This window comes from Hymenobacter negativus, from assembly GCF_016056375.1.
Lineage (GTDB): Bacteria > Bacteroidota > Bacteroidia > Cytophagales > Hymenobacteraceae > Hymenobacter > Hymenobacter negativus_A.
Genome location: NZ_JAEDAE010000008.1, coordinates 57094 through 69619 on the forward strand (window position 1 = coordinate 57094; position 12526 = coordinate 69619).

Annotated in this window: 10 protein-coding genes; 5 read left to right on the forward strand and 5 right to left on the reverse strand. The window is 62.0% G+C overall.

Going from position 1 to position 12526, the window contains the following annotated elements; genetic code table 11:
- Nucleotides 1–31: 31 nt before the first annotated feature.
- Nucleotides 32–1135 (forward strand): sensor histidine kinase, encoded by a 1104-nt coding sequence (locus tag I7X13_RS16100; protein ID WP_198076259.1) that lies wholly within the window; start codon nucleotides 32–34, stop codon nucleotides 1133–1135.
- A gap of 459 nt (nucleotides 1136–1594) precedes the next feature.
- Nucleotides 1595–2572: a lipid A deacylase LpxR family protein gene (locus I7X13_RS16105; RefSeq protein ID WP_198076260.1), complete on the forward strand. Its 978-nt coding sequence runs from the start codon at nucleotides 1595–1597 to the stop codon at nucleotides 2570–2572.
- 99 nt (nucleotides 2573–2671) lie between these two features.
- Here the strand turns inward: I7X13_RS16105 and I7X13_RS16110 are convergent, their stop codons facing one another.
- Nucleotides 2672–3709, reverse strand: coding sequence for a DMT family transporter (locus tag I7X13_RS16110; RefSeq protein ID WP_211532098.1), 1038 nt, complete (start codon nucleotides 3707–3709; stop codon nucleotides 2672–2674).
- Between the two features lie 240 nt (nucleotides 3710–3949).
- On the opposite strand from I7X13_RS16110, the gene hemA reads away from it, so the two are divergent.
- Entirely contained in the window at nucleotides 3950–5221 is a 1272-nt protein-coding gene (hemA, locus tag I7X13_RS16115) for a glutamyl-tRNA reductase (RefSeq protein ID WP_198076388.1), read from the forward strand.
- A gap of 161 nt (nucleotides 5222–5382) precedes the next feature.
- Here hemA and I7X13_RS16120 read toward each other — a convergent pair whose 3' ends face one another.
- The 3 genes from I7X13_RS16120 to fdhD all read right to left on the reverse strand — a co-directional run bounded on the left by I7X13_RS16120 (nucleotide 5383) and on the right by fdhD (nucleotide 9348).
- Nucleotides 5383–7929, reverse strand: coding sequence for an FdhF/YdeP family oxidoreductase (locus tag I7X13_RS16120; RefSeq protein ID WP_198076261.1), 2547 nt, complete (start codon nucleotides 7927–7929; stop codon nucleotides 5383–5385).
- A gap of 94 nt (nucleotides 7930–8023) precedes the next feature.
- Entirely contained in the window at nucleotides 8024–8371 is a 348-nt protein-coding gene (locus I7X13_RS16125; RefSeq protein WP_198076262.1) for a DUF7009 family protein, read from the reverse strand.
- An 89-nt stretch (nucleotides 8372–8460) separates the two neighbouring features.
- Nucleotides 8461–9348, reverse strand: a complete 888-nt coding sequence (gene fdhD / locus I7X13_RS16130; RefSeq protein ID WP_233454815.1) for a formate dehydrogenase accessory sulfurtransferase FdhD — start codon at nucleotides 9346–9348, stop codon at nucleotides 8461–8463.
- 177 nt (nucleotides 9349–9525) lie between these two features.
- On the opposite strand from fdhD, the gene I7X13_RS16135 reads away from it, so the two are divergent.
- Complete coding sequence (locus tag I7X13_RS16135) at nucleotides 9526–10839, forward strand: cation:dicarboxylate symporter family transporter (protein ID WP_198076263.1); 1314 nt, start codon at nucleotides 9526–9528, stop codon at nucleotides 10837–10839.
- Between the two features lie 37 nt (nucleotides 10840–10876).
- Nucleotides 10877–12052 (forward strand): putative sulfate/molybdate transporter, encoded by a 1176-nt coding sequence (locus tag I7X13_RS16140; protein WP_198076264.1) that lies wholly within the window; start codon nucleotides 10877–10879, stop codon nucleotides 12050–12052.
- A gap of 36 nt (nucleotides 12053–12088) precedes the next feature.
- Here the strand turns inward: I7X13_RS16140 and I7X13_RS16145 are convergent, their stop codons facing one another.
- On the reverse strand, nucleotides 12089–12523 hold the full coding sequence (locus I7X13_RS16145; RefSeq protein WP_198076265.1) for an acyl-CoA thioesterase: 435 nt from the start codon (nucleotides 12521–12523) through the stop codon (nucleotides 12089–12091).
- Nucleotides 12524–12526 lie beyond the last annotated feature (3 nt).

Consider the following 12526-nt stretch of genomic DNA (forward strand, 5'->3'; position numbering starts at 1 on the left):
AAAGTTTTCACTGGTCTTTCGCCTCAACCTCATGCACCTTTCTGCCGACACTTTTCAGCACCTGCTCGATAGCAACCCCCAAACGTTTTTTGCCTACGACATCGCCGCTGGCGAAGTGTGCTACGTGAGCGCGGCCTACGAAACGCTTTTCCCCGGCTTCCGGTGCGAAGACGTGGACGCCGACCTGCCCCGGCTGCTGAGCTTCCTGCCCCCCGATGACCAGACTTACGTCCGCCACTGCCTGGGGCAGCTGGCCGCCGGCCACCTCTGCGACGACCTGCTGCTGCGCCTGCAGCCCCGCCTCAACGTGCCCATGCGCTGGCTGGCCATGAAGGCGCAACGCAGCACCGCCCCCGATGGCCGCCTGCTGCTGACCGGCACCATCGAGGACGTAACGGTGGAGCAGGAGTACCTGCGCAACGCCGACAAGTACATGGCCAAGAAGAACACTACGCTCGAAATTCTGTCGCACGACCTGGCCGGTCCGTTCAGCATGCTCCAGCAGCTGGCCGAATTTCTGGAGGAGAAAACCCAGACCCTGCAAGATGCGCAGGTGCAAAAGATGCTGCGCGTGATGCGCGACACCTGCCGCGACAGCGTCAACCTTATCCGCGATTTTGTGGATGGTGAGTTCATGGACTCGGCCGCCGTGCAGCTCAAGCGCACCCGCGTAGACCTGGTGCTGGCCCTGCGCCAGGTGGTGGAAACGTACCAGGTGAGCGAGCACTTGGTGGCCAAGCATTTTGAGTTTCGGCCCACGCAGCCCACGCTTTTTGTTGAAATCGACAACAACAAGTTTTTGCAGGTGATTAACAACCTGATGTCTAACGCCATCAAGTTCACCCGCGAGGGCGGCCACATCACCGTGGGCCTGACCCAGCACCCCAGCCACGTGCTCGTGACCGTGGCCGACGACGGCATCGGAATTCCGGCCCACCTGCTGCCAGTATTGTTCGACCGCTTCACCCCCGCCCGCCGCCCCGGCCTGCGCGGCGAAAAAACCACCGGCCTGGGCATGCACATCATCGGAACCATCGTGCGGTTGCACCACGGCCACATCTGGGTGGAAAGCGAGGAAAACGTGGGCACCACGTTTTACATCAAGCTGCCGGCTACGGCCGGGGCGGCGGGTTGATAGTGGGAGGTTTCGTGGGCTAGGCCTCCTTTCTCACTCTTCGCCTGCACGGCACCATCCCCGCGGCCACTGGCCGCGAGCTGGCCGCCGGGCTGCGCCCCAGGCTCCCGCCCGAAGCCGAATTCTGGCAGGCGGGCTGGTTTAACTACGAGGTGCAGGACGAAGCCGAACTCACCCGCCTGCTGGCCTATGTGCGCGGCAATGCCCGGCAGGCGGGCCTGCCCGCCCGCTTCCAGGAGTGGCCGTATGTAAATGACTGAGCTGGTGGTTTGCGCATCCCTGTCATCCTGAGTGCAGCAAAGGACCTTATCACGGATGGTCCGATTAGATTAACCCGAACCGTTCAGCGGTGACAAGGTCCTTCGTCTTCGCTTTATGCGCGAAATGCTCAGGATAACAAGCCTATTTTCCTAACAGCGTCAACCCTCGCCGCCCGCCCGCGCGTACCTTCCACCGCTTATGCGCCTGCCGATACTGCTGCTGTTTCTGGGATTCTGCGGCTTCACGGGCCACGCCGCCCCTGCTCCGGCCGATACGCTGCGGCCCATCAGCCCCAGCAGGCTGCTGCGCTACACCTACGCCAACGACCTGTTTTTCCGCACCGATTACTACTTCACGCAGGGCATGACGCTCACGCTGGTGCACCCAATGCTGGCCCGCCTGCCGGTGCGGCCCCTGCTGGCGGCCGGCCCGCGTGGCAGCATGCAGCAGCACGGCCTCACGCTGCGCTACGATGGGTTTACGCCCCTTCGTATTCAGGACGCGTTTATTCGGGTGGGCGACCGGCCGTATGCAGCGTATCTGTACGGGTCGTTTTTCCGGGTCAGCAATCAGCCGGCCCGCCACCAGCGCCTGACTACGGCGCTGGAAATCGGCTTCATCGGCCCGGCCGCCGGCGGCAAGCAACTCCAAACCGCCATCCACCGCCTCACCGGCAATGCCGAGCCGCGTGGCTGGGATTACCAGATTCGGAATGCGCCCATCATCGGCTACCGCGTGGCGTTTGAGAAGCAGCTAGCCGCCAATCAGCACGTTGATTTGCTGGGTAATGCCGAAGCCTCCCTCGGCACGCTGTACACTTATGCCGGCACGGGTTTACGGCTTCGGGCAGGAAAACTCAATCCCTGTTTCGCTGATTTGGCCGTAACTAGTCCGGGCTATAGCGGGAAAGCGCACTGGCAACTCTACGGCGAAGCCACGCTGACCGGCCGCCTCATTGGCTACGATGCCACCTTGCAGGGCAGCCCTTTCACCAACCGCGACCCGTACACCCTACACGCCAGCGACGTGGGTCGGGCCATTTTGCGCAGTTCCGGCGGCGTGGTGCTGGCTCACGGCGGGCTGAGCTTTGCTGCCACGGCCACCTGGGTTTCACCGGAATTCGCAGGCGGCCGCTCGCACCGCTGGGGGCAATTGGGCATGACCGTGGCGTTTTAGCCGAGCGTTGTAGAGACGCATTGTTGCGTCTCGTCGTTGAACGGTGTTGATGAACGGTCAGGCGTCGCGGCGCGAATGACGAGACGCAAATACGCATTTCTACCGTGCTCGGTGGATGATGAGCACGCCCGCCAGAATCACCACCATGCCGGCAAAGTGCCACAGGTTGAACGCCTCGCCGTCGAGCGCGCCCCAGGCCAAGGCCACGATGGGAATCAGGTACGTGCTCGACGAGGCAAACAGCGCCGTCGATTGCTGAATCAGCCTGTTAAACAACACCATGGCTACGGCGGTGCTCATGGTGGCCAACAGCGCAATGTAGCCAAACGCCGCCCAGGCCCCTGGCACCGTGGCCAGCTTGTGCAGAAACCCGGTGCCCAGCAGCAGGTACGCCAGCGCCGGCCCGCCGATAAGCAGCAGCAGTACCGACGTGACGGCCACCGGAGTCATCGCACTCAGCTTGTGCTTGATAACATTCACACTCAGCCCGTAGCCCATCGTGGCAATCAGAATGTAGATGCCGTACCAGGCATTGCCCTCGCCGGCGGGCGTGGCATCGCCGCCGCTGCCGCCCAGTTGCAGCATTACCACCGTGCCCACCAGCCCCAGCGTGATGCCCAGCACCCGCAGCCCCGTTAGGCGCTGCCGAAACAGCAACGCTCCCACCAGCAGCGTGAATACCACCGTGAGGGCATTGAGCACGCCCGCCAGCCCCGAGGCCAGCCGGGTTTCGGCATACGCAAACAGAAAGGCTGGTATTAGCGTCCCCACCACTCCGCTCAGTGCCAGCCACTTGAAGCGGCTGCGCTCTACCCGCCGCACGTGGCGCAGGGCAAACGGCAGCAGCAGCAGCGCGGCCACGCTCACGCGGGTAGCACCCAGCTCCATAGCCGAAAACACCACCAACCCCTTCTTCATCAGAATAAACGACGTGCCCCAGATGGACGCCAGAACGAGCAGCAGCATCCACGCCACGGGCGAGGTAACGGCCGGCGCGGGTGCGGCCAGCGCCTCAGTCGCTTCGAGGGAGGCCGTCTCATCGGCCGCGCCCGGCAGCGTGGTTTCGGGCGCAGAAGCAACCCTGGCGGGCGTGGGCACGAGTGAGGAATGAGCGGCGGGTGGGAGTTTCGGCGACATGACGCAAAGGTACAAGCCCACGGTACGGCGGTCGGCGCGCCATGCGGCTCGCTGCGCCCCGGGGCTCACCTGATTTTTGTCATTCCGGCCAGACACTTCCGTTCTGATTGCCTCTGAACGGCCAAAGGCACCTGATATTCGTCAACTTTCCTTTCGAACCCTACTTATGCCCGGGCTGTTGTGATATCCTACCGAAATCCTGCCGTAATTTTGTAGTCCGATTTCGTGTCGATTCCGTCTATGTCGCATCCGTTCAAGGCCGTTAGCCTCTCCTTCAAGAAAGCCCCGCTTGCCATCCGCGAGTTGCTTTCGCTGGACGAGGCCGCCTGCCGCCGTTTCCTGAATACGCTGCACAATGAGCTGGGCCTTAATGACCTGCTCGTGCTGAGCACCTGCAACCGCACCGAGGTGTACTACGCCGCCGAGGACGACCGCAGCCGCGAAATCATCCTCGCCCTGGGCCACCTTAAGGACCGCGCCGACATCGGCCAGTTCCTGCCCTACTTCGACCTGCTGCCCGACGCCGACGCGGCCGTGCTGCACCTCTTCGAAGTGGCCATGGGCCTTGATGCTCAGGTAGTAGGCGACCTGCAAATCAGCAACCAGGTGAAAATGGCCTACCAGTGGGCCGCCGATGCCGACGCCGCCGGCCCCTTCCTGCACCGCCTGCTGCACACGGTTTTCTTCACCAACAAGCGCGTGCAAACCGAAACTAGCTTCCGCGACGGGGCCGCCTCGGTAAGCTACGCCGCCCTGGAGCTGGTGGAAGAGCTGACCGCCGACGTGGCCAACCCCAAAGTATTGGTGGTGGGCCTGGGCGAAATCGGAGCCGATGTGTGCCGCCACTTGGCCGCCAGCAAAGGCTTCGGCGAAGTGACGCTCTGCAACCGCACCCGCGCCAAGGCCGAAGAACTGGCCGCCGAGTGCAACATGCGCATCGTGGAATTTGAAGACCTGGTGCCCGCCCTCAAGGAGGCCGATGTCGTCATCTCGTCCATCAACCGCGCCGAGCCGTTCTTCACCAGAGAGCTGGCCGAAAACCTCGACGTGCTCAGCTTCAAGTTCCTGATTGACCTGAGCGTACCGCGCAGCATTGCCGCCGATGTAGAGCAGGTGCCCGGCGTGCTGGTCTACAACATCGACGCCATTCAGAGCAAAGCCTCGGCCGCGCTGCAAACCCGTCTGTTGGCCGTGCCGCAGGTGCGCGCCATCATTGCCGAAAGTATTGCCGGCCTGAATGACTGGGCGAAGGAAATGATGGTGTCGCCACTCATCCAGAAGATGAAGGCCAACCTCGAAACCCTCCGTCAGGAGGAGCTCGACCGCTACCAGAAAAAAGCCACCCCCGCCGAAAGCAAGCTCCTTGATGAAGCCACCCGCTCGCTGATGCAGAAGATTCTGAAGCAGCACGTGCTGCAGCTCAAAACTGCCTGCCGCCGCGACGATGGCGGGCAACTGGTAGAGTTGCTGGGCGAATTGTTCGATTTGGAGAAGACGGGCGAGGTGGCGTAGCCTCACCCCCGGCCCCTCTCCCGCGAAGAGGGAGCCTGACGATTTACTGACGAAAAAGGCCCTGAATCATTACAATTCAGGGCCTTTTTCATTCTTCTTGATGCCGTTGCATGAGTGCCGCCGTGGCTTCCCTCTCCGCAGGAGAGGGGCCGGGGGCGAGGCTACGCCATCATCTTCTCTCGTTCCTTGATGCGCAGGTCGTTGTTGGCTGCGGTGGGCACCACCGTCACCACCACGTATTTCGAGGTGGGTGTGTTGCTCACTTTGGCCACGCTGCCGATGGGTACTAGCGGGTTGGCCTCGGGAAAATAGGCGCAGACGTTGCCTTTCGGAATGTCGTAGGGCACGGCCACGAACTTCTCCACGCGCCGTTCTTCGCCTTTGTAATGGCTGGTGATGTCGATGAGGTCCTTGGCTTTGAGGCCCCGCGACGCCATGTCGGCTGGGTTCATGAACAGCACGCGGCGCTCGCCGTGGATGCCGCGGTACCGGTCGTTGTATTCGTAGATAGTGGTGTTGAACTGGTCGTGCGAGCGCACGGTCATCAGAATCAGCTGGTCGGGTGCTACCTCGTACTTCTCCAGCTCGGTTTTGGTGAAGTGGGCCTTGCCGTCGGGTGTGGTAAACTTTCGTTCGCGCGGGCCATTAGGCAGGTAGAACCCGCCGGGACGCCGCAGTTTCGTATTGAAATCCTCGAAGCCGGGAATGACGCGCGAAATATGGTCGCGAATGACGTCGTAGTTCTCCGTCATGGCTACCCAATCGGTCCTGGTTTTGTCGCCGAGCGTGGCAATGGCCGTGCCGCAGATGATGGCCACTTCGCTGAGTTGGTCGCCGGCCAGCGGCACCAGAATGCCTTTGTTCTGACTCACCACGCCCATCGAGTTTTCGCAGCTGGTCATCTGGTGGCCAGACTTCTGCATGTCGATGTCGACGTGGGCGAAGGTGGGCAGCAGCAGACTGGTTTCGCCGGTGGTGAGGTGGCCGCGGTTGAGCTTGGTACCCACGAATACGGTGAGCTTCTGCTTGCGCATGGCTTCGGCAATGAGCTCGGTGTCGGGGCCGGCAGCCAGCAGGTTGCCGCCCAGGCCGAAGTATACCCGGGTCATGCCCAGGTGCATGGCCTTGATGGCTTCCACCACATCAAAGCCGTCCTTGGTGGGCGGGGTGAAGTTGAACTCCTTCTGCAGCGCGTCCATAAAGGTCTTCGGCATGCGCTCCCAGATGCCCATGGTGCGGTCGCCCTGCACGTTGGAGTGGCCGCGCACCGGGCAGGTGCCCGCACCGGGCTTGCCGATGGCGCCCTTCATGAGCTGCAGATTCACGATTTCCTGAATGGTCTGCACGCCCTGGCGCTGCTGCGTGACGCCCATGGCCCAGCAGGTGATGATTTTCTGCTTATGGGCAATGAGGTTGGCCGCTTCCAGCAGCTGGCCTCGGCTAATGCCGCTAATCTCCTCGATTTCCTCCCAGCTGGTATTGCGGATATTCTGCTCGAAATCAGCAAAGCCAACGGTGAATTCGTCGATGAATTTCTTGTCGACTACCTGCCCGGGGTTCATGTCCTCGGCCTCGAACAGATGCTTCATAATGCCGCGCAATAGCGCCATGTCGCCGTCCACCTTCACTTGCAGAAACACGTCGGTGAGCGGGGTGCCGTCGCCCATCAGCGCGCCCAGCGCCTTCAGGGGGTTCATGAAATCCTGCGGATTTTTGAAGGCGACGAGGCCGGCTTCAATCAGCGGGTTCACGGCGATGATTTTGGCGCCGTTGCGCTTGGCCTTTTGCAGGGCCGTGAGCATGCGCGGGTGGTTGGTGCCCGGGTTCTGGCCGATGATGAGGATGACCTCGGCCTCGTGCAAGTCGTTGAGCGTCACGGAGCCTTTGCCCAGGCCCAGCGTGGGGCTTAGGGCCGAGCCGCTGCTCTCGTGGCACATGTTGGAGCAGTCGGGCAGGTTGTTGGTGCCAAACTCGCGGGCGAAAAGCTGGAACAGAAAGGCCGGCTCGTTGGGCACTTTGCCCGAGGTGTAGAACACGGCCTCGTTAGGTGAGGCGCAGGCGTTCAGCTCTTTGGCAATGAGGTCGAAGGCATCGGGCCAGGTGATGGGTGAGTAGTGGTTGTCGCCGGGGCGCTTCACCATGGGATGCGTGAGGCGGCCGGCGTTATTCTGGTCGCGGTCGGTCATGCGCGAAAGCTCGGCCAGGCTGTATTTGGCGAAAAACTCGGGGCCGGCGGCTTTGTCGTCGGCGTCCGACGCCGTGGCTTTGGCCCCGTTCTCGCAGAATTCGGCTACCGAGCGGTGCTCGTCGGGGTCGGGCCAGGCGCAGCTGGAGCAGTCGAACCCGTCCTTCTGGTTCAGGCCGAGCAGGGCCTTGGTGCCGCGCCCTACGCCGCCTTCCGTCCAACTGAACTGCATGGATTTGATGACGGCCGTGACGCCGGCGGCCACTTTTTCGCGGCCTTCGAGCCGGAGGCCGGTGAGGGCTTCGGGCGGCTGGGCCAATACCGGGTGCTCGTATTTGGCGTTGGCCACGTCGGGGGCGGGAATGTGGGCGTGAATGTGCGTGTCTTGGGGCTCGGTACGGTAATGGTCGGGCGCGGGGGCTTTGCCCTGGTCGGGGCGCTCACCGCTTTTAGGAGCATTCTCGGCCTTTTGCTCGTGGGCTTTGCCGGCTTTGCTGGGGTCAGTTTTGGGAGAATCTTCCATAATTCAGTGAACAGTTATCAGTGAACAGTTATCAGCCAATAGTCATCAATGCGCTTTTAGAACGGCATTGCTCACTGTTAACTACTAACTGAAATTAATGGCGGCAGTCCAGGTCCTTCTCAACCAAAATATGGAGACGCTGGTTTTCAGCGAGTGGCACATCGTGCGAAAACCCATTCTGGTCGGTTTCGACCCAATTTTTGGCTAGGGCAAACGGCACTAGTACGGTGAGCGCGCCCGGCTCGTAATGCACCTGCACAGGCTCTTCGTTGGGCAGCGTTTGGGCCGGTTCGGACCCGCGCTCCAAGGCGTAGGTGAGGCGCTGAGCGGGACTAAGGCCGAAATGCACGGCCCCTTCCACGCGGCCTTTTTCAGCGAATTCATCCAGCTCGCCCTGCGAAACGCGCAGGCGCAGGGTATCGTCTTCGATGCGGAGTTTCATGGGGTCGGGATTGGAGCTGAAAGTTAAACGGCTGGCATGGGAAGCCGTTGCCAAACTATAGTTATTGAGCAAGATTTCAGGCACTATACTTATCCCAGCCGCCAGCCGTGGCTGTAGATGTTGAACCGCTCGTTACGCACGAAGCCCAACACCGTCATTCCGAAGCTCTCGGCAGCCTGGATGGCCAGGCTGCTGGGGGCGCCCACCGCTGCCAGTATGCCAATGCCCGCCGCTGCCGCCTTCTGCACCAGTTCGAAGCTGACGCGGCCACTCACCAGCAAAATGTGCTGGTGCAGCGGCAGCCAGCCGGCCAGCAGCGCCGCGCCGATTACTTTGTCCAGCGCATTGTGGCGGCCCACGTCTTCGCGCAGCAGCAACAGTTCGCCCTCGGGTGTAAATAGGGCCGAGGCGTGCTGCCCGCCGGTTTGCTCGAAGCCAGCCTGGGCGACGCGCAGTTTCTCGGGCAGCTGGTGCACCACGGCGTAGCGCAGGTGCGGGCCGGTGGTGGGCAACACGGGGCAGGAAGTGGTACGCACGGCATCGATGCTGGTTTTGCCGCACACGCCGCAGCTGGAACTAGTGTAGAAGTGCCGCTCCAGGGCCGCAAAATCGACTTCTATGTGCGCGGCCAGCTCGGCGCGGACCACGTTGCCGGCTTCTTCCTCTTTCTTGACATCGGGGCAGGGAATGATGCCGAGCAGGTCGGCTTTAGTATGGATGAGGCCTTCGGTGAGCAGGAAACCGGCGGCGAGCTCTTCGTCGTGGCCGGGCGTGCGCATGGTCACGGACAGTGTGCGGTGCTGGCGCAGGCCGTCGGCTTCGTAGCCCACACGGATTTCGAGCGGCTCTTCGGCGGCGAGCTGGTCGGAAGCGGGCACGGCCGGGCCGTTGCCGCTCACTTTCTGAATGGTAGCGAATTCGTAGCTGGCGGCGGGGAGCAGGATGGCGGGGTCCATGTTGAATTTAAAAAATGTCATGCAGAGCGCAACATCTTGCCTGCAGTTAGTAAACCAATCCTCAAACGAAAAGGATTAGTGGCGGCGGGCAAGATGCTTCGCTGCGCTCTACATGACGCTCTTTTAGCACGCCGTTCTTTTTAGCATGACGTTCTTGCGTTGCCTTTCCAACCACTCATCTGCCCTCCTACCCAGCCTATGACACTCAAACGCCTCACCCGCAACCTCACCTTTTGGGTGCTGCTGGCCATAGTGGCCGGGGCGCTGCTGGGCCACTTCCGGCCCGCCGCCGCCGTGCAGATGGAGCCGCTGGGCAAGCAGTTCATCAACGTGGTGAAGCTGTTCATCAACCCGATTATCTTCCTCACCATCACGCTGGGCATTAGCACGATGGGGGATTTGAAGAAGGTGGGGCGCATTGGGGGCAAGGCGCTGTTGTATTTCGAAATCGTGACCACGCTGGCGCTGCTCATCGGGGTGGGGGTGGCGGCGCTGGTGCTGCCGGGGGCGGGCGTGAGCACCGGCAAGCTGGACACTGGGAAGGTGGGCGAGTTCACGAAACGCGCCTCGGAGTTCTCCTGGGGTCACTTTCTGGCCGATAACCTGACCTTGCAGGTGCTCATCGTGGCCATTGTGTTGGGCATTATTCTCAGCAAATACGCCGGCCGCAAGCCCATCATTCACTTCCTGAAGGAGTGTTCAAAATACGTGTTTCGGGGGCTGCACTGGGTGATGATGCTCGCGCCCATCGGGGCATTTGGGGGCATGGCCTTCACCATCGGGAAGTACGGCATTGCCACGCTGTTGCCGCTGGGCAAGCTCATGGTGACAGTTTACCTCACGATGGGCTTGTTCGTTTTTCTGGTGTTGGGGGCCATTCTGCGGTACTGCAACATTGGCATGTGGTCGTTTCTGAAATACATCAAAGCTGAGCTGCTCATTGTGCTGGGCACTTCCTCGTCCGAAGCCGGCCTGCCGGGCCTCATGGAGAAGCTGGAGGGCATGGGCTGTGCCCAGCCGGTGGTGGGGTTGGTGGTGCCCACGGGCTATTCCTTCAACCTGGACGGCACGACCATATACCTCTCGCTTTCGACCCTATTCCTGGCCCAGGTATTCCACATCGAGCTTTCCGGGGCGCAGATTCTGACCATGATGGGCATTCTGATGGTGACGAGTAAGGGCGCGGCGGGCGTGGCGGGCAGCGGCTTTGTGGTGCTGGCCAGCACGCTCACGGCCATGAAGGTGATTCCGGTGGAGGGCCTGGCTCTGCTGCTGGGCGTGGACCGGTTTATGTCGGAAGCCCGCTCCATCACCAACTTCATCGGCAATGGCGTGGCGACCATTTTCCTGGCCCACACCGAAGACGCCCTCGACCACGAGCGGGCCGTAGAGGTACTGGGCCGACGGCTGAAACCCCTGCGTTTCCGCAAAGGCTACACCAGCGGCGAATACCTGGGCGATGCGGCCGAACAAGCCAGCGAAGTGGCCCGCCTGCTGAAGAACCGGAAGTAGAGACGCAAGTAGGCGTCTCTCCCCCACCTTTGTACCCATGCAGCCCACGCTTTCGCCGCCCGCCCCTACCCGCCCGCCCATCCGCCTCGACCGCAACGAGCTGGCCGGCGCGTTTGGCGACCTCGGCACCGATTTGCCGCTGCTCATCGGGGTCATCGCCGCCTCGGGCATCGATAGCGCGAGCGTCCTGATTCTGTTCGGGCTCATGCAGGTATTTACCGGGCTGTGGTACCGAATGCCCATGCCCGTGCAACCGCTCAAGGCCTTCGCGGCGCTGGTCATTGCCCAGAAAATTCCCGGACGCGTCATTTTTGGCGGAGGGCTGGCCATTGGCGTCAGCATGTTTTTCCTGTCGGTAACGGGGCTGATTGATGCGCTGGCGCGGCTGGTGCCCAAGGCCGTGGTGCGCGGCATTCAGTTTGGACTGGCCTTGCAGCTGGCCACGCTGGCCCTCACCAAGTACGTGGGGGCCGATGGCGCAGCGGGCTACGCGCTGGCGGCGGCGGCCTTTGCCGTCACGGTGGTGCTGTTTGGCAACCGCCGCTGGCCGGCGGCGCTCATCGTCATTGCCCTGGGCGTGGCGTATGCGCTGGTATTCAAGCTCGATTTGGCCACGGCGCAGCGAGCCGTGGGCCTGCACCTGCCCACCTGGCACCTGCCCCAGGCGGCCGATATTCTGACCGGCGCGGTGCTGCTGGCCCTGCCCCAGATTCCGCTCTCGCTCGGCAATTCCATTTTGGCCACTAAGCAGGTGGCGCACGATTTATTCCCGGAGCGCGAGCCGCTCACCATCAAAAAAATCAGCTTCACCTACGCGCTGATGAATTTGGCGAACCCATTTTTTGGAGGTTTTCCGGTGTGCCACGGCTCGGGCGGCATGGTGGGGCACTACGCGTTTGGGGCGCGCACAGGCGGCTCAGTGGTCATTTACGGTGGCATTTTTCTGGTGATGGGGCTGTTTTTCAGCCAGGGCTTTGCCGAGGTGGTGCAGATTTTTCCGCTGCCGGTGCTGGGCGTGCTGCTACTGTTCGAGGCCTTGTCCTTGGCCACGCTGTTGCGTGATGTGAGCGGCAGCCGCAGTGACTTGCTGGTGTCGTTGCTGGTGGGCCTGCTCTGCGCGGGGCTGCCGTATGGCTACCTGGTGGGCCTGGTGGTGGGCACGGCCATCTACTACGCCATGCAGCGCGGCTGGGTGGGGCTGGGCAAGCACTAGCCGTTGCGGCCCCACCGCAAGCCTTGGCAAGGCTGACTACGCGTCCAAAGGTGGCGTTACCAGCACGGGCAAGGCCGCCGTTTCCTCGGCCAGAATCTGCACGGGCTGTTTATGCTCGTCCACGGCCACGAAAGTGAACAGACCGGTTACGGCCTTGTGGCGCTCTTCGCTGTACATCTGCTCCACAAATAGCTCCACGCGCACCTTCAAACTGGTGCGCCCCACGTGCTCGATGCCAGCCACCAGTTCTACCAGCGAGCCGCCGGGAATGGGGCGCGTGAAATCGACCCGCTCAGAGGAAACGGTCACCATTTTCAGGCGCGAGAAGCGAGTGGCCGCGATGAAGGCCACCTCGTCCATGAGCAGCAGCGTGGTGCCGCCAAACAGGGTATCGTAGTGGTTGGTGGTATTAGGAAAAACGGCTTTGAAGATGCGCGTTTCGGCGCGGGCAATGCGGTCGGCTAAGAACATGAG